The organism is Lolliginicoccus suaedae (assembly GCF_008312885.1).
GTDB lineage: Bacteria > Actinomycetota > Actinomycetes > Mycobacteriales > Mycobacteriaceae > Lolliginicoccus > Lolliginicoccus suaedae.
On record NZ_VSSO01000003.1, the window covers coordinates 508,546 to 529,170 of the forward strand.

The 20,625-nt window shown below is 70.2% G+C and carries 14 protein-coding genes; 4 read left to right on the forward strand and 10 right to left on the reverse strand.

Annotated features, from left to right (window positions below):
* Positions 1-22 precede the first annotated feature (22 nt).
* Entirely contained in the window at positions 23-997 is a 975-nt protein-coding gene (locus FXO18_RS11485; RefSeq protein ID WP_149361223.1) for a cyclodehydratase, read from the forward strand.
* A gap of 49 nt (positions 998-1,046) precedes the next feature.
* The gene (locus FXO18_RS11490) at positions 1,047-2,363 is read left to right on the forward strand and encodes an ABC1 kinase family protein (protein WP_223114704.1); all 1,317 of its coding nucleotides are present in this window, start codon (positions 1,047-1,049) and stop codon (positions 2,361-2,363) included.
* A gap of 8 nt (positions 2,364-2,371) precedes the next feature.
* On the opposite strand, the gene FXO18_RS11495 is transcribed toward FXO18_RS11490, so the two are convergent.
* A complete protein-coding gene (locus FXO18_RS11495) occupies positions 2,372-2,614 on the reverse strand; it encodes a WhiB family transcriptional regulator (protein WP_187774336.1) in 243 nt (80 codons plus the stop codon).
* Between the two features lie 833 nt (positions 2,615-3,447).
* Positions 3,448-5,508 (reverse strand): ATP-dependent helicase, encoded by a 2,061-nt coding sequence (locus tag FXO18_RS11500; RefSeq protein WP_149361225.1) that lies wholly within the window; start codon positions 5,506-5,508, stop codon positions 3,448-3,450.
* Between the two features lie 82 nt (positions 5,509-5,590).
* Here FXO18_RS11500 and FXO18_RS11505 point away from each other — a divergent pair, with 82 nt between their 5' ends.
* Entirely contained in the window at positions 5,591-5,839 is a 249-nt protein-coding gene (locus FXO18_RS11505) for a mycoredoxin (protein ID WP_149361226.1), read from the forward strand.
* Between the two features lie 71 nt (positions 5,840-5,910).
* Here the strand turns inward: FXO18_RS11505 and nudC are convergent, their stop codons facing one another.
* From nudC to FXO18_RS11535, 6 genes are all read right to left on the reverse strand, one after another.
* Complete coding sequence (nudC, locus tag FXO18_RS11510; RefSeq protein WP_149361227.1) at positions 5,911-6,834, reverse strand: NAD(+) diphosphatase; 924 nt, start codon at positions 6,832-6,834, stop codon at positions 5,911-5,913.
* The gene (locus FXO18_RS11515; RefSeq protein ID WP_149361332.1) at positions 6,831-7,916 is read right to left on the reverse strand and encodes a potassium channel family protein; all 1,086 of its coding nucleotides are present in this window, start codon (positions 7,914-7,916) and stop codon (positions 6,831-6,833) included. Before FXO18_RS11515 ends, nudC begins: the two co-directional genes overlap by 4 nt.
* A gap of 70 nt (positions 7,917-7,986) precedes the next feature.
* Positions 7,987-9,171: a saccharopine dehydrogenase NADP-binding domain-containing protein gene (locus FXO18_RS11520; RefSeq protein ID WP_149361228.1), complete on the reverse strand. Its 1,185-nt coding sequence runs from the start codon at positions 9,169-9,171 to the stop codon at positions 7,987-7,989.
* 11 nt (positions 9,172-9,182) lie between these two features.
* Entirely contained in the window at positions 9,183-12,605 is a 3,423-nt protein-coding gene (locus tag FXO18_RS11525) for an ATP-dependent helicase (protein ID WP_149361229.1), read from the reverse strand.
* The gene (locus FXO18_RS11530; RefSeq protein WP_407936467.1) at positions 12,602-16,042 is read right to left on the reverse strand and encodes an ATP-dependent helicase; all 3,441 of its coding nucleotides are present in this window, start codon (positions 16,040-16,042) and stop codon (positions 12,602-12,604) included. The genes FXO18_RS11525 and FXO18_RS11530 overlap by 4 nt, the downstream gene beginning before the upstream one ends.
* A gap of 70 nt (positions 16,043-16,112) precedes the next feature.
* On the reverse strand, positions 16,113-17,876 hold the full coding sequence (locus tag FXO18_RS11535; RefSeq protein ID WP_187774327.1) for a condensation domain-containing protein: 1,764 nt from the start codon (positions 17,874-17,876) through the stop codon (positions 16,113-16,115).
* A gap of 463 nt (positions 17,877-18,339) precedes the next feature.
* Here FXO18_RS11535 and FXO18_RS11540 point away from each other — a divergent pair, with 463 nt between their 5' ends.
* Positions 18,340-18,642, forward strand: a complete 303-nt coding sequence (locus FXO18_RS11540) for an MGMT family protein (RefSeq protein WP_149361232.1) — start codon at positions 18,340-18,342, stop codon at positions 18,640-18,642.
* Between the two features lie 25 nt (positions 18,643-18,667).
* Here FXO18_RS11540 and FXO18_RS11545 read toward each other — a convergent pair whose 3' ends face one another.
* Together FXO18_RS11545 and FXO18_RS11550 are read right to left on the reverse strand one after the other, a co-directional pair.
* Positions 18,668-19,462, reverse strand: a complete 795-nt coding sequence (locus tag FXO18_RS11545) for a sirohydrochlorin chelatase (RefSeq protein ID WP_149361233.1) — start codon at positions 19,460-19,462, stop codon at positions 18,668-18,670.
* Entirely contained in the window at positions 19,459-20,592 is a 1,134-nt protein-coding gene (locus FXO18_RS11550) for a uroporphyrinogen-III synthase (RefSeq protein WP_149361333.1), read from the reverse strand. The genes FXO18_RS11545 and FXO18_RS11550 overlap by 4 nt, the downstream gene beginning before the upstream one ends.
* Positions 20,593-20,625 lie beyond the last annotated feature (33 nt).

Genomic DNA, 20,625 nt, shown 5'->3' on the forward strand with positions numbered 1-20,625 from the left:
CCTGCTTTCGCAGGTATCGGGCATGCAATCCTTGCTGACCATGACAGCGATCCGCCCCTCCCCTGCCGGGCCTGAAAGCCACACGGATGCCACTGGCAGCATCGGGGCCCCGGTCCCTGGCATGAACCAGTTCCCGGTCATCGACGCAGCGCGGCCCGTCCTTGTGCGACCCGGTCCGATGGTGCAGGTGGGCTGGAACCCGGACACCGCTGCATCGATCGTCATCCCCTCGGACGTGCCCCCCGAGGTGGTCGCGCGGCTGCTCCGCCTCGCCGATGGCAGCCGCCCGCTGAGCCAGCTGCTCGCCCGCGCCCGGAAAGCAGGAGTGCCCCAGGAACTTCTCCTCACCGCCCTCGAGGCACTAGCGGATCTCGGCATCGCTGTCTCCCGTTCGCAGCGGAACAGCCACCAGCCCCCGATCAGCATGAGTGTGGTCGGGCATGGGCCACTATCCGACGCCCTGGGCACGGCACTGCCACGGCTCGGCATTCGCGTGCGCCGCTATCCCGAGCCCGATCGGGCGCAGCACCTGATCGAAGAGGATGCCACCGCACTCGTGATACTGGCCGACCAGCCATTGTTCCCGCCCCGCCTCACCGACATGCTCGCCATCGCCGGGCTGCCGCACCTTCTCGTGCGCACACGCGACCAGCAAGGAATGATCGGCCCGCTCGTGCTGCCGGGCAACACGAGCTGCTCGCGGTGCGCGGACCTCTTCCGCACCGACAAGGACCCGGCCTGGCCCTATGTCGCCGCACAGCTCGCTAGCACCACCGCGGCGGCAGGCCCAGCCACCCTCCACACCACCATCGGGTACGCGCTCGCGCAGATCGACGCCGTGGCGCACGCCTGTCGCGAGGCCACAGATGCGCGAGCGATGCGCTGGCCCAATCTGGATGTGCTCGGCAGCACCGTGGAGATCGACCCGCGCGATGGCTCGACGACGCTGCGGCAATGGCCGCGCCACCCGCTCTGCCGGTGCTGGGATGCCACATGATGCCGTGGCGCTCATGGGCAGGCGCGGATGTTTCCTGGATGATGGGTGTGTGTCTGAGATTCCTCGTAGTGGTGCTGCGCGCTCGGCCCGCCTGGCCAGTCTCCCGCTTGGCTACGCCGGGCGGGCTGCCGCTGGCTGGGGGCGCCGGTTGACGGGCCAGGACGGCGCCCAGGTATCGGCGGAGATGTCGGCGAAGGCAGCGGAGCAGTTGTTCGCCGTCCTCGGCGAGCTCAAGGGCGGGGCGATGAAGATCGGCCAGGCGCTGAGCGTGTTCGAGGCCGCGGTGCCCGAGGAGCTAGCAGGGCCATACCGGGATGCGTTGACGCGATTGCAGCGTGATGCTCCTCCGCTCTCCTCTCGGCAGGTGCATCGCGTCCTCGATGAGCAGCTCGGGAGGCGCTGGCCGGAGCGGTTCACGGATTTCCAGGACTTGCCCGCGGCCTCGGCGAGCATTGGGCAGGTGCATCGCGCGACGTGGCATGACGGCCGCGAGGTGGCGGTGAAGGTGCAGTATCCGGGGGCTGATGAGGCATTGCGCTCGGACTTGCGGCAGATCCGGCGGCTCGCGCCGTTGATGAAGCCCTTCGCTCCTGGTGTTGATGTGCGCGCGCTCGTCGATGAGCTGACCGACCGTACCGTCGAGGAGCTCGATTACCGGCTCGAGGCCGACAATCAGCGCGCGTTCGCCGAGTCCTATGCAAGCAGCGCGGGAGTGCGGGTGCCACGTGTGGTGGCGAGCTCGCCGAAGGTGATGGTCTCGGAGTGGATGGAGGGCGTGCCACTGTCCCGGGTGATCGCGCGGGGCAGCGAGGTGGAGCGGGCGCACGCGGCGGGCTTGCTCGCGGACTTCGTGCTGTCCTCCCCCGGAGTGGCGGGAATGCTGCATGTGGATGCGCATCCGGGGAACTTCATGATTCGCCCGGATGGACGCCTGGGCGTATTGGATTTCGGCGCGGTGATCCGCACTCCGGGTGGCTTCCCGCCCGAGCTGGTTCGCTTGATCAAGCTGGGCCTGGCCAGTGACTTCCGCGGCTTGATCGATGCGCTGGTCGATGCCGGGTACCTGCGGGCCGATCGCGGCCCGGATCCGGCGGATCTAGCGGGCTTCCTCGATCCCATGCTGAACATGCTGCGCGACGAGATGTTCGATTTCACCCGTGACTGGATGCGCGGCATGTCCGGCCTGTACGCGGACTGGCGCAGTACTGAATTTCGTACTGCGCGGGCATTCGCGATGCCCGCGCAGTACATGATGATCCACCGGGTGCTGGTGAGCACCGTGGCGATCCTGTGCCAGCTCGAGGCCTCCGTGCCGATGGGCGCGATCATGCGGCACCGGGTTCCGGAGCTCGCAGGCTCGGCGTAGGCAAGTCCTCAGGCAGCCTTCCGGGGTCGGCCGCGCGGCCGTTTCCGGGCGATGATGGCACCTTGGTCGAGGATCTCACCGCCCCACACGCCCCACGGTTCCTCCCTGTCGAGGGCGGCTTGCAGGCAATGCTGCTTGATGGGGCAACTGGTGCACAGTGCTTTAGCCCGCTCGAGGTCGGCCGGGTCGGCCGCGAACCAGAGGTCGGGGTCGGCGGTGTGGCAAGGAAGCGCCCGCGCGGGGCGAGCCATGGTGAGCAGCTTGCCTAGCTGGTGCAGATCAGTGGAATGGTCGTCAACAAGAGTATGCATGGGGATGTCCTTGGTATTCGAGGCAGTGAAAGGGCCAGTGAATGCCAAGGTCGCATCAGGAACCGGTGGGGCGGATGCCTCCGGGGAGCGTCGCGCTGAGCTGCGCTGACGAGCATGCTCGGGAGGCTTCGAGCGCCCCCCGCACCGCTAGGGTGACCTCTAGTGCTGGTCTGGCTAGCGTTGGTGCAGGAAGAACGGCTCTGTGGACCTTGGGAAACCGGTGCGCACACGGGCGGCGTCGATCGTGCCGCGCCGAACGTGCTGGGCTCCTACGGGTACCTCGGTACGGGGCGGGAGGGCAGCGACGATAGCGCGAGCTGCAACACCGGCGGTGGCGTTGGCGCCATTGACCGCGTGCATGCTGGCACTGTTCATGTCGTTGTCTCCTTCTCGCTCTCCGTGCCTTGCCGTTGTCCTGCCTGGGGCTTCGAGGCCCAGTGCGGGTTTCCCAAGGACGGGATGGGGTTTCCACGCTGCGAACGCGTGTGCGCCGCGGTGGTGTCTTCAACATTACGATGGCGCCGCGGACGGCACAACCCATTTTTGACCTGCAATAACGCGACTAGCACAGGACTGCCGCTGGACCTCGCGCGGCGGTCGGCCCGGTGATGCGCGGCGGCAGAAGCACCGGAAACTGGCAAACGCGATAGAAATCGAGCCAGGGTTCCGGCAGCTTCTATCGCATTTGGCGGACCTCCAGCCGTAGCGGCACCGACGGCACCAGCTCCCGCACCAGCGGCACCGATCCGCCGCGGCACCAGGTCCCGCCCCGGCTAGTAGTTCGCGACGACGGCGAGCACGTCGGCGCCATACCGCTCGAGCTTGGCGGGGCCGATCCCAGGCAGCGCCACGAGCTCGGACTCGGAGCCCGGGCGTTCCGCAGCAATGGCGGAGAGCGTGGCGTCGGTGAACACGACGAACGCGGGCACGCCTTGCTCCTTCGCGGCGTTGAGGCGCCAGTCCTTCAGCGCGGCGAACAGTCCCTCGTCCATCTCGGGGACGGTGACGCTGCGCGCGGGGCGCTTCTTGGCGGCTGTGGCTGCGCGCTGCTGGGGCAGCAGGGTGTCGAGGAACCGGGAGGGCTTGCGGGTGCGCCTGCCGCCCGCGCTGCGCGACTGCGCCCAGGAAATGGCGAGGTGCTCGCGGGCCCGGGTGATGCCGACGTAGAAGAGTCGTCGTTCCTCCTCGATCGCCTCGGGCAGGCCGCCGCTGCCGCGCTCACCGAGCGCGTGGCTGATCGGCAGCGTTCCCTCGGTGATGCCGACGAGGAACACGGCGTCCCATTCGAGGCCCTTCGCCGCGTGCAGGGAAGCCAGCGTGACGCCGTCGACGACGGGTGGTTGCCGCGAGCTGGCGCGGGACTGGAGCTCACGGACGAGCGTGACGAGGTTCAATGGCTCACCAAGCCCCTGGATCTCCTCGGCGAGGCGCTCGAGGGCAACAAGCGATTCCCACTTGGCGCGGGCCTGCTGGCCAGAGGGCGGCTGGGGCGTGCGTCCGAGCGGTGCGAGGATCGCGCGCACGAGGGTGGGCAGCGGCGCGTCCTCGGGCAGGTCCTCGCGCTCGGCGGCGGCCCGCAGCGCGGCCATGGCCTGCACGATCTCGGCGCGCTGGAAGAATCCCTCGCCGCCGCGCACCTGGAACGGGATGCCCGCATCGGTCAGTGCCTGCTCGTAGCCCTCCGACTGGGCGTTGATGCGGAAGAGGATCGCGATCTCGGAGGCCGGGGTGCCGCTGGCGAGGAGACTGCTGATGCGACGGGCCACGTCCTTGGCCTCGGCGGGCTCGTCATCGAACTCGGTGAACTGCGGCGCGGGCCCGGCCGGGCGCTGGCCGATCAGCTCGAGGCGCATGCCCGCGATGCGGCCGGTGGCCTGACCGATGACCGTGTTGGCCAGGTCGACGATCTGCGGGGTGGAGCGGTAGTCACGCACCAGCCGCACGAGCGTCGCGTCCGGATAGGTGCGGGTGAAGTCGAGCAGGTGGCGGGGCGAGGCGCCGGTGAACGAGTAGATGGTCTGGTTGGCGTCCCCCACCACGGTCAGGTCATCGCGCCCGCCGAGCCAGGCATCAAGCACGCGCTGCTGCAGCGGCGTGACGTCCTGGTACTCGTCGACGAGGAAGCAGCGGTAGCGGTCGCGGAACTCCTCGGCGACCACGGCGTTGTCCTCGAGCGCCCCGGCGGTGAACAGCAGAAGGTCATCGAAGTCGAGGTACATGGTGTCGCCGCTGGACTTGATGGCTTCATAGTTCTCGTAGACCGCGGCAACGACCTCCGGGGGCGCGGGGACCTGCCTGTCGAGGCCAGCGACGATCGCGGGATAGTCCTCCGGGGCGATCAGCGATGCCTTCGCCCACTCGATCTCGGCGGCGAAGTCCCGCACGCTCTCGGGATCAGTGGTGGCCCGCGCGCGCTGCGCCGCCTGCCGCACGACGGGGAACTTGCGGTCGAGCAGCTGCCACGGCACCTCGCCCATCACGCGCGGCCAGAAGTACCTCAGCTGCCGCATCGACGCCGCGTGGAATGTCCGGGCCTGCACGAGCCCCGCGGTGGGGTCGGCGGCACCGGAGGCACTGAGTTCCCGCAGCCGGGTGCGCATCTCCCCTGCCGCGCGGCTGGTGAACGTGACGGCGAGGACCTGCCCGGCGGAGACGTGCCCCGCGCTGATGAGGTGGGCGATGCGGCGGGTGACCGTGCGGGTCTTGCCCGTTCCAGCGCCAGCGAGAACGCACAGTGGTCCACGGGGCGCGGTGACCGCGGCCCGCTGCTCCGGGTCGAGGCCATCGAGAAGGTCGTCCTGCGGCAGGGTCGCGGCGGTGGTTGGGCGAGACATGGCCTCCATCATGGCAGCGATCCCTGACACTTCGAAGCCGCTGCGGGAATACGCGCCGCCCGGATCGTGGTTCACTGCCGGTATGACCTCTACGAATACCGTCACGATGTACACCACGAGCTGGTGCGGCTTCTGCCTGCGCCTGAAGAAGCAGATGAGCGAGGCTGGCATCGCGTTCACCGAGGTCGACATCGAGTTCGAGCCCGAGGCCGCGGAGTTCGTCGGCTCGATCAATGGCGGCAACCACGTCGTGCCCACGCTTCGCTTCCCCAATGGCAAGACCGCGACCAACCCGTCGCTGGCACAGGTCAAGGCGCTGATCGACAGCTAGTCCCGGACCCGAATCGTGAAGATCCAGCCACGCCGGACGTGGCTGGATCTTCACTTTCCGGAGAACCGTGACTACTCGTGCTGCACCCAGGATTGGAGGATGCCGCGCGCGATGGAGATCGATCCGGGCGCGGTGAACGGCAGCCCGGGTCTGGTGGTGGTCCAGTCGTCGTCTGTGGCCAGCGCCAAGCGCACGTCGTCGCGGTGGAACCAGCGGGCATCCTCGATCTCGTCCCTGTCGGGCACGACGGGGGCCCGTCGGTCGGCGCGGGCGTGGAATCCCAGCATGAGGGAGCGCGGGAACGGCCAGGGCTGGCTGCCGAGGTAGTGGACGTCGTCGACGGTGACCCCGATCTCCTCGCGTACCTCGCGCACGACGCACGCCTCCGCGGACTCGCCCGCTTCGACGAAGCCTGCGAGCAGCGAGTAGCGGCCCGCCGGCCATGCGGGCTGGCGACCGAGCAGGACGTGATCGGCGCCGTCGTGGACCAGGCAGATAGCGGCCGGGTCGGTGCGCGGATAGTCCTCGCGGCCGCAGGAGACGCAGCGGCGCGCCCATCCGGCCTGCACTGGTTCGGTGGTGCCGCCGCAGCGAGGACAAAACCGTGCGTGGCGGTGCCAATTCAGGACTGCTTGCGCCGTGGTGCAGAGCCCTGCATCTCGCGCGTCGAGCAGCGCCCCGGTGGAGCGCAGGTCAGCGAGGCTCCCGCTCGGGCTGCTCTCCCGGACGGCCCAGATGTGGCGCGCGCCACCGGTATCGAGCACGGCGATCAGCACGGCTTCGGCCGGAGGCGCGTCAGCGATGGACAGGGCTGCCTGGAGATGAAGCGCGCCATTGTCGATGGGGACGCGGTTGGTGTCGTCCATGCGCAGGACGAGGGCACTCGACCAGCCGTCGCGCAGCGCTACGGGGTCGGCACGCAGCCAGGCGGCCCGCTCGAGCCCGGCGCGGGAGAGCAGCGGGGTGTGAGCGAGGGCGAGGGCCCGCCAGCTCATCGAGTGTCCTGCTTCTCGCTGGCCCGCTGTGCCTCGTGGTGCGCGTGCCGCAGGAACAGCACCCGGTCACCGGCTTCGATCATGGCGATGTCCTCGTCGGCGCGGTGCAGCTTCCCGGCGCGGACGACCCCGAGCACGATGTTCTTCAGCGAGCGCGGGGAGCTGCCGATCTCCTCGTCGGTGACGGCGCGCTCGGCGATCGCGAAGCCGAGCTCGGGGGTGAGCAGGTCCTCGATCATCTCCACGACGGTGGGGGTGGTGGTGGCGATCCCGAGCAGTCGGCCAGCTGTCTCCGAGGAGACGACCACCGAGTCGGCACCGGATTGCTTGAGCAGGTGCGTGTTCTCGGACTCCCGGATGGCGGCGATGATCTTCGCGCGCGGGGCGATCTCCCGTGCGGTGAGCGTCGCGAGGACGGAGGCATCGTCGCGGTTCGTGGCGATGATGATGGAGCGAGCATGGGGCGCCCCCGCGAGCCGCAGCACATCAGCGCGGGTGGCGGAGCCATGCACGGTGACCAGGCCGCGCGCGGATGCTGCTTCGAGCACGGCGCTCTCGGTGTCGACGACCACGATATCGCTGGCGGGGATGCCGTCACCGATCATCGCATCGACCGCGGTGCGGCCCTTGGTGCCATATCCGACAACGATGATGTGATTGCGCACGCGTTCCCTCCAGCGTTGGATGCGCCACGCCTGTCGCGAAGTCTCGGTGAGGACTTCCAGGGTGGTGCCGATGAGCAGGATGAAGAACATCACCCGCAGCGGGGTGATGAGGAAGATGTTGGTGGCGCGCGCGAACTGGGATAATGGCGCGATATCGCCGTAGCCAGTGGTCGAGAGGCTGACCGTCGCGTAGTAGAGGCAGTCGAGATAGGTCAGGGGCGTGTCGAGGGAGTTGCTGTAGCCGTCCCGGTCGGCATAGACGACGAGCGAGGTCAGCACCACGGCGATCGCCGCGCCAACGATGCGCCAGGTGATGGCGCCCAGGGGGCTGCGATCGAGCTTGGGCATGCGGACCACGCCCACGAGGGCATGCAGTGGGCGGTCCGTGAGATCCTGCCCGGATGCTTGCTTCCGCATCAGTTGGCGCACATCCCGAGGCTAGCGCGCCTGGTGTGCGGCCCGTGCGCCTACCCGCGCTAGCGCTCGACTATTCCTCGCCATCAGCCATGAGCAGTGGTGGTGCGGGCGCCTCCGCCCCGGGGCCAGCGTCCTCGTCGTCGAGGCCGTAGTGCCGGCAGGTGTCGCGGATCGCCCCGAGGCCGAATGCCTGGATCGCGCCGAGCACGCCGGTGCGGCGATGAACGGCACGAGTGCTCGCGTGCGCCTCCACGACGGCCGCCCAGGCGAGCAGGGACGCGGTGAGCTGGTACTGGTTGGGGCCGCGGAGATTGACGGCCCCGAGCTGATGGCCCGAGGCAGCGAACACGCGGGCGGCGACGAGCGTGCGGGACTGGGCCAGCGCGGGCTGGTCGAGCTCGGTGGAGCGCAGCGTGCTCGCCCGCGCGCCGACCGCGGCGATCAGGCGCTGGGAGCCGGGGATGGAGCGCAGCGCGGGCACCGCGATGCTGGCGCGCGACAGCATCGGTGAGGCCTTCCCGAACCAGCCGAGGTAGACGTCGAGCTCCTGCAGGCTCGGCGAGATCTCCGGGATGGTGAGGTGCTCGGTGGTGCCGATGCTGAATCCGCTGCGATTGCGCCCGCCGATGGAGAAGCGGGCGCTGCGGGCGCCGGGCCGCTCATCGCGGATGCCACCGCGGTAGGTGAAGGAGCGCTGCAGGCTCGCCCCGGCGAGGGACGCGATGGTGCCGCGGCTCAGGGAGCACAGGGAACCGTTGGCGCGGAAGTAGCCGATCTCGAGCCGGTGCGGCATGCCCATGTCGGCGGCCTTCTCGAGCGCCCAGGCGCCGGCGAGCTGCCCGCTGACGTACTCGTGCCCGAATCCTGGCATCAGGCGGGCCCCGCGGTGCGCGGCGCGGGCGCCGAGCTTGGCGAAGATCCAGCGGATGAACGAGGGTTCCCCCGCGGAGTCGAGGTAGGACGCGCCGGCCTCCGCGGCAGCCTCCGCCACGGTGCGGCCGAGTTCCTCGAAGGGCCCGATCGTCGTGATGATCACGTCGTCCGCAGTGATGGTGCGTCGCAGGGTGCCCACGTCGCGCACGTCGAGCGCGATGGTGGGCAGTGGTTGCTGGGGCGAGAGCTCCCGCGCGCGGCGCGCCAGCGCGTCGGGATCGCGCCCGACCAGGATGGGGCGCTCCCGGCGGGCGAGGAGCTCCTGCGCGACCAGGCCGCCGGTATAGCCTGTGGCACCAAGCACCAGGATTCTTCTCGTCATGCTCACCGAGCCTAGTGGTCGAGCGCTGGCGCTGCGGGATCGACGTGGCGTGCCGCGGCGGTGTCGCCCGGATTCTCGAGGATCGCGCGCAGCTGATCGCGGTCGGGCAGGTCCTTCGGCGCCACGGTGTTGCCCGAGCGCACGTAGTGGAACGCGGCCCGGACCTTGGCGAGCTCGACGGGCTCGCCAGTGGTGCTCATCAGGTCTGCCCAGGCGATGCGATAGGCGGCGAGCTGCATCGCGACCGCACGCTCGTCGCGCGGCCCGGCTTCCTTGCCGGTCTTCCAGTCCACCACGGTCCAGCCGCCGTCGTTGTCGCGGAAGACGGCATCGATGCGGCCGCGCAGCACGGTGCCGCCGACGACGGTCTCGAACGGCACCTCTACCTCGACGGGATTGCGGGTCGCCCAGGCGGATCGCTCGAACGCGTCCTGGAGCTGCTCGAGGTTGTCATCGACCTTCTCGTCGATGTCCGCGGCTCCGGGCAGGTCGTCGAGGTCGAGCAGCCGGGTGGCGCTGTAGCGGCGCTCGAGCCAGGCGTGGAAGGCGGTGCCGCGCCGGGCCAGCGGGTTCGGCGGGTAGGGCAAGGGCCGCCGCAGCCGCACGGCGAGCTCGTCGGGGGATCCGGCGAGCATCACGACGTTGCTGACCGACAGGTGCCGCGGCAGCCGCACCTCGACGACGGTCTCCTGCCGTTGCTCCCGCTCGCGCAGTAGCGCATCCACATCGTCTGCCCATTGCCGCGCCTCGGCATCATCGGCTTCCGCGGTGGCTGCGGGCTGATCGTCGGCTTCCTGCTTGGCCTGCCGCATGGCCGCGCGCACCTGTTTTGCCCCGGCCTCGACGTTGCCGCGCTGCGCGCCGAGGGCATCGCGCGGCCAGGAGGCGGCATGCACCTGCTCGGAGAGGGGGTTGCTCGCGTCCTCGTCCGGCTTGGGCGCCCAGTGCTCGATGGTGATGGTGCCGGCGAGAGCGCCCTCGGCGAGGTCCTTCGCCTCCTCGAGGAATAGCGAGGGCCCCTTGGGCTTGAGTCCTTGCTCCGCCCAGTGGTGCCCGGAGAGCAGCACGACACGCTCGGTGCGGGTGACCGCGACATAGAACAACCGGCGTTCCTCGTCGAGCCCGCGACGCGCGAATGCCTCCTTGTGCGCGTCGAGCGCATCCCTGAGCTGCTTGCGGTCGGTGACGGCACTGGTGTCGAGGACTGGCACTCCCTCCGCCGCATCCTCGCCAGGCTCGGCCCGGTCGCCGCGCAGGTGGGAGGGCAGCTCGCGGAGGCTGCTGAGCCAGGTGTCGGAGCGCGCCTCGGAGGGGAACACGCGGTGGCACAGGTGCGGGATCGCGACGACCTCCCATTCGAGGCCCTTCGCGGAGTGCATGGTGAGGATCTGCACGCGATCGGGCGCCACCTGCGTCTCGCCGGGCGCGAGGCCCTTCTCGATCGTTGCCGCCGCCTGGAGGTAGCCGAGCAAGCCGGGCAGCGTGGCCGCGGGATTGCGCGAGTATCCGGCCACCACGTCGGCGAACGCGTCGAGGTGCTCGCGTCCCGCGCCGCCACCATCGATGCTGGTCGCGCAGCGGGACTCGGCCTCGATGCCGATGCCGATGGTGCGCTCCACATCGGCGACGAGCTCGGTCAGTGGCTGGCCGAGCCTTCCGCGCAACTGAGCGAGCTCACCGGCGAGCGCGGTGATGCGCCGGTGGCCCTCGGTGGAGTACTCGGCCCGGTCGCCGGGGTCGGCGATCGCGTCGCTGATGGCGGCATGCTCGGCGAGCTCACCGGGAATCGCATCGCCGAGAGCATCGTCGAGGTCCTCCGATGAGGTGACGGCACCACTGCTCGCGGTTCGCTGGGTGAGCGCTAGCTTGCGGGCGCGCTGCCACAGGGCGGTGATGTCGCGGGCGCCGAGCTGCCACCGCGCTCCGGTGAGCACGCGCATCGCGGCGGTGCCTGCCATCGGGTCCGCGACGAGCCGCAGCATCGCGACGAGGTCCTGCACCTCGGGGGTGTCGAGCAGGCCACCAAGCCCGACGACCTCGACGGGCAGGCCACGCTCGCGCAAGGCCTCGGCGAGCGGCGCGGCATCGCGGTTGCGACGGATGAGCACCGCTGCCGTGGGGGGAGCTTCGCCGTTCTCGAGGGTGTTCTGGTAGATCGCGGAGATGTGGTCGGCCACCCAGGCTCGCTCGGCCTCCACATCGGTGCACAGGGCGAGGCGGATGTCGCCCTCAGGAGCAGCGGGGCGTGGCTTGAGGATGCTCACCTGGATGCCCCGGGCGCGCAGCGGGTCGGAGACCGCGTTCGCGATCGAGAGGGCACGGACCGGGTTGCGCCAGCTCGTGAGCAGCTGGAGGTGGGTTGCGGGCTTGCCTCGCGGGCCGGGAAAGTCCGTGGCGAACCGGGGCAGGTTCGCCGCCGAGGCCCCGCGCCACCCATAGATGGACTGGATGGGGTCGCCGACGGCGGTGACGGCGAGGCCGCGGTCCTGCCCGCCTCCGTATAGCGAGGACAGCAGCACTCGCTGCGCGTGCCCGGTGTCCTGGTACTCGTCGAGCAGGACGACCCGGTAGCGGGTCCGCTCGATCCTGCCCACTTCCGGGTGCAGGGAGGCGACGCGCGCCGCGAGGGACATCTGGCTGCCGAAGTCGAGCGCACCCTCGGCGCGCAGCGCATCGCGGAGGCGGCGCACGAGCGGGATGAGCTGGCGCCGGTGCTGCTGCACCTGGGCATGCTTGAGGAGGTCCTGGCTGGGCCCGGCTTGCTGGCGCGGGCCCGGCGGCAGGGTCTCGATGAGTTGCTCGAACTCATGGGGATGATCCTCGAGCTCGTCGATGTCGATCAGGTGCTCGTCGAGCGCGCCGGACAGGGCCAGCACCGAGTCGGTGATCGTCGCGGGGGTGTGCTCGATGTCGAGCGGGCCATCCCAGGTGTTGACCACGGTGAACGCGAGCTGCCACAACTCGGTCTGGCCAAGCAGCGTCGCGGAGGGCTCGATGGGCAGGCGCAGGCCATGCTCGGACAGCAGCCGGCCCGCGTAGGCGTGGTAGGTGCTCACGTCGGGCTCGGCGATCTCGAGGCGGGTGCGCAGCTCGCCGCCCGGGTCGGCATCGCGCAGCAGCGAGGAGCCCGCGATCCGGGCGAGGCGGGCCCGGATGCGCTGGCCGAGCTGCTGGGCTGCTTTGCGGGTGAAGGTCAGGCCCAGGATCTCCTCGGGACTGACGAACCCGTTGGTCACCAGCCAGATCACCCGGCCCGCCATGGTCTCGGTCTTGCCCGCGCCTGCTCCAGCGACCACCAGGACGGGCCCGGCGGGCGCGGTGATGACTGCGCGCTGCTCCTCGGTCGGTGGGTGCTGGCCGATGGCGCGGGCAATCTGCTCGGGGGTGAACCGTGCCTGTGCGAACGGGTCGCGGCTGGATGATCGTCCGCTCATTGCTCGGTCACCTGCCGTCCTTCCTCTTGCACGGGGCAACTGGATCGCACGGGGCAATGATCGCAGCCGTCGTTGATGCGCGCTTCGAACACGGGGCCCCGCGTGGCGGTGGCGGCCTCGCGGATGAGTCCCGCCCATTCCTGCCAGGACTCGTCGTCGAGCGGATCCTGGGACCGTTGGGAAGCGCCGGTGGCGCGGTGGGATTGCGCGATATAGAGCAGCCGCGCGCCCCCCGTTGCGAGGTCCTCGCCGGGGATCAAGCCGGATCTCGCGGCGACCTGGTAGGTGGCGAGCTGCGCGTGCTCGGCGGCCTTGCCCGCGCTGACCGGGGTGCGGGCAGTCTTGATGTCGACCACCACCGGGCGGCCCTCGGTGTCTCGCTCGAGCCGATCGATGCGGCCCCGCAGTCGCACGTCGGGCCCCTGCGACTCGTCCGTGCCCTCGCTCGCTGGGGCGGGCAGCACGCCGTCGATCACGACCTCCACCCCGGCCTCGGTGAGCTCGCTGCGGGTGGATCGTAGCCAGCTACGGAAGTTGTCGAGCATTCCTTCCATCCGGGCGAGCTCGTGGCGGGCGAACCAGGGCGCGCCCACATTGACCTTCTCCCATGCCCGCTCGAGCGCGCCAGCGATCTCCTCGTCGGGGATGCGCCCAGCGACGGCTTGGGCGAGGGTGTGGACGAGGGTTCCCTTGATGGCGCTGAGCGTGTCGGAATCCGTGCCGCCGTGCTTGGTGAGCAGCCACCGCAGCGGGCAGGCGAGCAGTTCCTCCACCGAGGAGGGCGAGAGCGGCACTGGCCCGTCCTCGGGCTCCCACAGGGCGTCGCTGGTGCTGGGCCTGGCCAAGCCGTACCAGCGCTTCGGGTCGGCACCAGGCACGCCAGCGGCGGCGAGGCGCGCGAGCTGCGCCGCTGCATGATGCTTTCGTTCCTCCGTCTCGAAGGGCGAGCACACCACCGACCGAAGGCGGGCCACGAGGGCGGGCAGCGCCAGGACGGTGCGCGCCGGATGCTCGATGGGCGGCTCCTGCTGCCCCGGGTTCGCTGGCTCCGGCATCGACGGCTCGGACGGGTCCAGGCTCTCCTGCAGGTCCAGGAGGAAGCGCGAGGGCGCGAGGTCCGCGTCACCGGTGATCGATTCGACGGCAGTGACCAGCAGCGTGCGCCGGGCGCGGCTGCACGCCACGAGGAAGAGCTTGCGCTCGTCAGCTAGCACCGGGGCGAGCCGGGAGACCGGGGACTCGGGCTCGCCGCTGGCTTCCCGCTCCAGGATGTCATCGAGATCCTCGGCACCGAGGAGGCTGCTGCGCCCCCGCAGCGATGGCCAGGTGCCTTCCTGCACGCCCGCCACCGCCACGACGTCCCACTCCCGGCCGGCGGCCGCGTGCGCGCTCAGCAGGGTCACCGACTCCTCGTGCAGCTGGGATTGCTGGAACGGCTCGGCCGCGATCTGCTGCTGCTCGACATGCTCGACGAATCCCGCGAGGGAGCCCCCCGGGAGCCGATCGACGTACGAGGCAGCCGCATCGAACAGGGCAACGATGGCATCGAGATCGCGATCAGCCTGTGCTCCGGCCGCGCCACCGCGCAGCGCGCTCGCGAGCCACTGCTGCTGCAGCCCGGTCGCCGACCATGCTTCCCAGAGGACATCCTCCACTCCCCTGCCGCGCCGTTCCGCCCGGCGTGCCCGCCGCAGCACGGTCCGCACCCGGTTGATCGGCGCTGCCTCGGCACGGGTGAGGTCGCGGCGCAATCCCTCGGCATCCGCGTCGTCGTCCTCGGCGGTGATGAGCAGCGCGAGCAGCTCGGCGGAATCCCGATCACCGCCGCGCCGCATCTCTGCCCGCCGGGTGCCCCTGCGCACGCGCCTGAGCAGCAGGGGGTCAGCGCCGCCGATAGGACCGGTCAGCAACAGCAACGCGTCCTCGGCCCCCAAGGCGGGGACCGTGCGCCGCGCTGCCGCCCGCGCCGCGACGAGCATGGCCTGCGAGGCTCGCTGGATGGCCAGTGGATGCTCGGGCACCGGCGTTGTCACCGGCACCCCCGCGGAGACCAGGGCGCGGCGCAGCGGGGCGGACAGCGTGGGGACCGAGCGCACGACGACGGCCATGTCGGACCAGGCGATGCCGTCCATCAGGTGCGCGCGCCGGAGCACATCCGCGATCAGTGCGGCCTCGCGCGCCTGCGTCGGCACGATCTCGGCAAGGACATGGCCCTGCACCAGGCTGGGTTCCGCTGGATCGTCCTGGCCAAGCTCGTCCTGGCCAGCCTCATCCTGATCGGCGGCGGCATGCCCCGGGCTGGGTGCCCGGTGGGGCTGTATCCCGGGGATTCGCGCGGAGATCCGCGCCGCCACGGCCGCGACCGCGACCGGCATGCGGAAGCTCTCGCCGAGCACCACCTGGCGGTCCGATCCAGGCCCGGCGAGACTCTCCACGAAGCGTGCATCCGCCCCGCGGAAGCGGTAGATCCCCTGGTCCGGATCGCCAGTGAGGACAGCGATCCGCGCCCCGGTACCGAGCAGCTCGACGAGCTGCGCCGCCTGCGGATCAAGATGCTGGGCATCATCGACGAACAGGTAGCGCACCCGTGCCCGTTCCTGGTCGAGCAGGTCCGCATCGGCGGCGAACGCGGTGACCGCGGCGCTGACGAGCTCCGCGGCGTCGAGAGCGGGAGCCGTCGCCTGCGGGGCTTCCATCCCGACCGAGCCTCGCAGCATCATCACCTGCTCGTAGACCATCGCGAACCGTCCCGCAGCGACCCAGGCGGGCCGCTTGTGCGCCTTGCCGATCCTCGCTAGGTCCTCCGGCCCGAGGCCCCGCTCGCCCGCGCGGCGCACGAGGTCCCGCAGCTCGGAGGCAAAGCCGTCCAGCCCGAGCGCTGGCCGCAGCTCGGGAGGCCAGTACTGGGCGTCATCGTCGATGTCACCGTGCAGCAGCTCGCGCATCACCGCGTCCTGCTCGCTGCTCGTGATCAGGCGAGGGGGCGGATTGCCGTACAAGCTGGCATGGAGCGCGAGAACGGCGAAGGCGTAGGAATGCACGGTCCGCACGAGTGGCTCGCGGCTAGCCCGGGGCGCGCCGTGGGGCGAGTCATCGCCCATCGCGTCGCTGATGGCATCACGCATGGTGCCTGCCGCATGCTTCGACGGGACCAGGACGAGGATGGATTCCGGATCGGCGCCGCCGCGCAGCGCCTCGACGACGAGATCCGCGATCAGGGAGGATTTGCCCGTGCCTGGCCCGCCCAGTACCTGGTACGGGCTCCAGGCCAGTCCGGCACCCGGCCCGTCAGGAAGCTGGCTGCTCGCCGAGACCGCGGCGAGCACACGGGCTGCCTCGCCGCTCCACTCCCGCGCCACCGCTGCCCGGGGGCGAGCTTGGGCCAGCTCGAGCCGCACGCCCTCCGGTACCCCTGCCTTGGCTGCCATGGCATCCATGCAACCATGCGGGTCCGACAAAGCTGCGGGATTCGTCGGCCTATCCCGGCTTGCGGCCGCGCCGAAGCGGCTAGGCCGTGATCTCGCGCGTCTCGGTGCTGGCTTCGCGGCTGCGCGTCATGGTGTCCGCGAGGCGCTGGGCGGCGGCTGGGTCCATCTTGCCGGTGGCATAGCTGAGAAGGGCGAGCGCTAGCTCGTTGCCCGAAGCAGCTGGGGCAATCTTGCTCGCGGCACCCGACACCTTGCCCATGACCTCGTCATAGCTGGATTCGGCTCGCCTTGCCAGCGGCGATGAGGTGAGCGCCGCGAGCCGCCGACTCGTCGTGCGCAAGGCTTGGTCGAGGGACCGGTGCACGAGGGTCCGGCGCGGTAGCAGGAGGCCTCGCTCCTTGTCGGTGAGCACATCGATATCCCGGATAGGGGTATCGATATCGTCGACGATCGCGGTGAGAAGCCGCTGGAATCGCTGGACGATGGCCACCACGGTGGACTCCTCGAACAGATCGATGGCGTACACCATCGAGCCCGCGATGCCCGCGGGCCCGCCATCCGCGTCGGTGTGCTCGGTGAGCACCAGCTCGAGGTCGCAATCGGCGGAGCTCGCTTGCATCGATCCGATCGAGATATCGATGCCGCCCACCGAGGCCGCGTAGGCGTCGTCGGAGTGCATCGACATGGCCACCTGGAAAACCGGATGGTATGAGGTGGTCCGCTTGATGTCGAGGACGTCGACCAGGCGCTCGAAAGGCGTCTCGGGGTGCGCGAACGCATCGGTGCCGCGCGCGTGGACCTGCCGCAGGAACTGCGCGACGGTCTCGGTGGAGACCACCCGGTTGCGCAGGGCGAGCGTGTTGCCGAACATGCCAACGATCGGAGCGAGCGACTCGTCCGCGCGCGCCTCGACGGTCGTGCCGATAGTGACATCATCTGTGCCGCACAACCGCGACAACAGCAGCGTGAGAGCGCCTTGCAGCACCGTGAACACCGAGACCTGCTGCTCGTCAGCTATCCGGCGCAGGCCCGCGTGCGCTGCATCGCCGACGAAGAACTCGATGGCGCGCCCGCGCTGGAGCTGGTACTCCGGGCGAGGACGGTCAAGGGGCAGGTCGAGCAGCTCAGGGGCATCGGCGAGCTCCGCGCGCCAGAACTCGATCTCGCGCGCGGTGACGCTGTCGGGGTCGCTTTCCTCGCCGAGGAGCTCGCGCTGCCAGAGCGCATAGTCGGCGTATTGCACGGGAAGCTCGGACCAGTCTGGCTTGCGGCGCGCGCACCGCGCCTCATAGGCCTGGAACAGGTCAGCGATCAATTGCCTGAGGGAAGCACGATCGACCGCGATGTGGTGGACGACGATGGTCAGGATGTACTCGTCAGCAGCAAGCTGGAAGAGCCGGACGCGGAACGGAGGCTCGACGGTGAGGTCGAATCCGGTCGCGGCGAAGTCCTCGATGAGGACGGGCGGGTCCACATGCGCCGGGACGTGCACCGGAGCGATGTCGATGGGCACCGCGGACGCGGGCATGATCTCCTGGTGCGGGCCCTCGGCGGAGACGGGGAACCGGGTGCGCAGGATCTCGTGGCGCTCGAGCAGATCGGCGGTCGCTGCGCCAAGAGCGCGCTGGTCCAGGTCACCGGTCAGATCGATGGATATCGGCACGTTGTGCGCGTCCGTGCGCGGGTCGAAGCGGTTGATGAGCCAGAGTCGCTGCTCAGCCGGGGAGAGCGGAATCCGGGACGGGCGGCACCGGTGGAAATCGCTCGCGCTCGTTGCGCGCGACGGCGCGGGGCGACGCCGCTCGGCGGCCCGTCCGGCTTGGCCGTGGGGTGCGTCATCCATCTTCAGGCACTCCTTAAACTGCGAGTCAGCCGACCCGCGCGGGGAGCCGCGGATCGGCATGGCATCATGCGTGCGCTCCCCCATGTACGGCAATGGCAGTAGGTCCGGCTGGCCGGTCTGGCTTGCTGCACCGCGGGACACGCTGCACGATCACTAACGCAAGTAGTTTGTGATCGTGGTGTTACCAGGCTACAGGCGGCATGATTACAGGCATGTCAATTCTCGACAAGATTGCGACCATGTCGCATTCATGCCGCGAACAGGACCCGGATCGTTGTGACCTTTACCATGCCGTGCAGCGTGACACAGCTTACATGCGGCGACAACACAGGCACGATCGCCGGAACGGCACCCACTGATCGCGGATCACGCCACTCGTCGGCGCCGCCCCCGCAGGCACGGACGAGAGGGACCAAGCGGCACCGGTCCGTCGAGCGATATCGATTGGAGGCCAAGGAAATACATGCCTGCGCTCGAGGATGCTGACGTGGAGCGGGTGCGCGCGCTGATCCGCTCGGTGCCGTCCGGGCACGTGACCACCTACGGCGACGTCGCGCGGGCCGCCGGGCTCGGCAACGCCCGCATGGTGGGATGGATCCTCCGCACCGATGGCGCCGACCTGCCCTGGCACCGGGTGGTGCGCGCGGACGGATCACTCGCCCCGCACCTCGCGACGGAGCAAGCACTACGGTTGCAGGCCGAGAATGTGACGGTGTCCGGCCACCGCGTCCTGCTACGGCCGCTTCGTCATGTGTTCCCCGCTTGAGCGAGCACCTACCCCTTCTCCAGCGCTAGCGGGAGCGCATCGACCAACTAGTGACCGAGCCCCGGCCTGGACGCCGGGCGGCGACGCCCAGCAATCCCGCGCGGGAGGGTCGAGCACGGTCACGGCCAAGGCGTTGTGCTTCGGCGGCCCGCCGGCACACGAGGTCGATGAGCCGGGGGTGCACGCCGATGGGACCGGCGACGCCATCAGCGCCGGATTCGCGGAGCCGGTTCTGGAACAGGCCCTCGGCGAGCAGGTAGCTCGCGATGAACACGCGCGCTCCGGTGCGAGCGCGCGCCGCGGCGACCACCTCGGTGACGCGGGGCGCGGCTGTGGCCGCGTAGCCGACCTCGACGACCGTCCCGAGGCGGGTGGAGAGGAGCCGGGCGGCTTCCTCGACCTCCGCGAGCGCTCTGTCGTCGGAGGATCCGGCGGCAGCGAGCACGACGGCATCGCCGGGCTGCCAGCCAGCCTCGCGCAGCCGGTCCTCGAGGATCTCGGCGAGGATGGGGTCGGGCCCGAGCGCGCGCGCCACGATCGTTTCCTGGTGGCCGCTCTCGGCGACCTCCCGGGGCACGTCGGTCCGCACGTGGTAGCCCGACGCGAGGAACGCGGGCACCACGATGGCGGGCCCAGCGGTGTCGCGCAGCACCTCGCTCGGGGAGGGCCCGAGCACGTCAACGAAGCCTACGGGGACGTGCCCGAGCCGAGCGGCGACAGATTCGGCGATCCGGGCGATGATCTCGACGCCGTGGGGATTGCGGGTGCCGTGGGCGACCAGCACCACGGTGGGCCCGTGCTGTTCGGCTGCTCGGCTCATCGGTCCTCCGTCGGATGGGTGTGCACTGGGTCGAGGGCGAGTCGGTAGCCGCGCTTGACGACCGTCTGCACCACTTTGGGCGCTCCGAGCGCGGCGCGCAAGCGTGCTACCGCTGTCTCGACGGCGTGGGTATCGTCGCCGGCGCCCGGCAGTACCGCGAGCAGGTCCTCGCGGGAGACGACCATGCCGGGGCGCTGCGCGAGCGCCCGCATGATGGCGAGCGACGCGGGCGGGACCTGCTTGACCTCCCCATCGACGACGACGCAGCTGCCGCGCAGGCTGAGATGATGCCCGCCGGCCTGGAGGTTGCGGGCGCGCCGTGGCAGTTCCTCGGCGATGTGCCGGGCGAGAGCACCGAGCCGGGCACGGTGGGGCTGGGTGGTGGCCACGCCGAGCGTCTCGAGCGGTGCCGCGGTGACAGGTCCGACGCTGAACGGGATGACGCGGGTGCGCATCGCGTTGAGCAGCAGCTCGAGGACGTGGGTGTCCTGCGCGCGACCGAGCAGCGAGGCGACGGCGGGCGCGCTGGTGAAGGTGATGGCGTCGAGCTCGCCGTTGATGGCCGACTCGATCATGCGGTCGAGGTGGCTGAGGTCCTTGGGCGGGAGCCAGCGGTACACGGGCACGGGGATGACTGTCGCGCCGGCGCTGCGCATGACCTCGCAGAAGTCGGGGATGGGCTCCCATTCGGTGGTGGCGCCGTGCAGCTGCACCGCGATGCGCTTGCCCTCGACGCCTTCCTCGAGGAGGTGGTCGAGGACCTCGGCGGAGGATTCGGACTCCGGGGACCATTCCTCGCGGATTCCTGCCGCGCGCATCGCGCCCTTCGCCTTGGGCCCGCGCGCGAGCGAGCGTGCTGTGGCGAGCGCCTCGAGCAGTGGCTCGGCGAGGCCCCAGTTGTCGGCGGCCTCTACCCAGCCGCGGAACCCGATGCCGGTGGTGGCGACGGCGATGTCGGGCGGGTCGGCGATCACGGCCTCGGTGGCGCGCCGCAGCTCGGTGTCGTCGACGAGGGGGATGATGCGGATCGCGGGAGCATGCATGATCGTGGCGCCACGACGCTCGAGCAGCGTGGCGAACTCCTCGGCGCGCCGCGCGGCGGTGATGCCGATGGTGAAGCCCGCGAGCATGTCGGTCGCGTCTTCTCCCTGTGTCGTGAGGGG

What these genes read in the sequence shown, in the direction of transcription:
- FXO18_RS11485 (WP_149361223.1), top strand. Translation starts at nt 23, where the DNA reads ATGCAATCCTTGCTGACCATGACAGCGATCCGCCCCTCCCCTGCCGGG.
- FXO18_RS11495 (WP_187774336.1), bottom strand. Translation starts at nt 2,614, where the DNA reads ATGGCTCGCCCCGCGCGGGCGCTTCCTTGCCACACCGCCGACCCCGAC.
- FXO18_RS11500 (WP_149361225.1), bottom strand. Translation starts at nt 5,508, where the DNA reads ATGTCTCGCCCAACCACCGCCGCGACCCTGCCGCAGGACGACCTTCTC.
- FXO18_RS11505 (WP_149361226.1), top strand. Translation starts at nt 5,591, where the DNA reads ATGACCTCTACGAATACCGTCACGATGTACACCACGAGCTGGTGCGGC.
- nudC (WP_149361227.1), bottom strand. Translation starts at nt 6,834, where the DNA reads ATGAGCTGGCGGGCCCTCGCCCTCGCTCACACCCCGCTGCTCTCCCGC.
- FXO18_RS11515 (WP_149361332.1), bottom strand. Translation starts at nt 7,916, where the DNA reads ATGCGGAAGCAAGCATCCGGGCAGGATCTCACGGACCGCCCACTGCAT.
- FXO18_RS11520 (WP_149361228.1), bottom strand. Translation starts at nt 9,171, where the DNA reads ATGACGAGAAGAATCCTGGTGCTTGGTGCCACAGGCTATACCGGCGGC.
- FXO18_RS11525 (WP_149361229.1), bottom strand. Translation starts at nt 12,605, where the DNA reads ATGAGCGGACGATCATCCAGCCGCGACCCGTTCGCACAGGCACGGTTC.
- FXO18_RS11530 (WP_407936467.1), bottom strand. Translation starts at nt 16,042, where the DNA reads ATGGATGCCATGGCAGCCAAGGCAGGGGTACCGGAGGGCGTGCGGCTC.
- FXO18_RS11535 (WP_187774327.1), bottom strand. Translation starts at nt 17,876, where the DNA reads ATGGATGACGCACCCCACGGCCAAGCCGGACGGGCCGCCGAGCGGCGT.
- FXO18_RS11540 (WP_149361232.1), top strand. Translation starts at nt 18,340, where the DNA reads ATGCCTGCGCTCGAGGATGCTGACGTGGAGCGGGTGCGCGCGCTGATC.
- FXO18_RS11545 (WP_149361233.1), bottom strand. Translation starts at nt 19,462, where the DNA reads ATGAGCCGAGCAGCCGAACAGCACGGGCCCACCGTGGTGCTGGTCGCC.
- FXO18_RS11550 (WP_149361333.1), bottom strand. Translation starts at nt 20,592, where the DNA reads ATGCTCGCGGGCTTCACCATCGGCATCACCGCCGCGCGGCGCGCCGAG.